At 66.2% G+C, this 275-nt stretch carries 1 protein-coding gene; it reads right to left on the bottom strand.

Features of this window, described 5'->3' with window-relative positions; all coding sequences use genetic code 11:
* On the bottom strand, positions 1-275 hold a 275-nt coding region (locus tag ACYP2A_RS25765; protein WP_459748759.1), incomplete at both ends, for a hypothetical protein.

The raw sequence follows: 275 nt of genomic DNA, 5'->3' as shown, positions 1-275 counted from the left end.
GCGTTGTAACGGCTGCCTTGTGCGGAATACTGCTCGTTGAAAGCGCGGGCCAGGCTTTGCCAGCCGCTGTCGTTGCGGGTGCGGCTGGAGACGAAGATGCGGTCGGTCTGGGTGTCGTTGGTGATCAGGCCGACGTTGTTGAGGTTGTCGACGCGGGCGCTCAAGGCGCCACCGGCGGCCACGGTGCTGCTGCTGTTGAGGAAGTCGCCGCCGATCAGGTTCAGGTTGGCGCCGGCGGTGATGCTGGAAGCCGCGCTGGCTTGGGTGACGGCGAG

This window comes from Pseudomonas sp. 3A(2025), from assembly GCF_054589175.1.
This window is presented reverse-complemented; position numbering and strand designations above follow the sequence as displayed.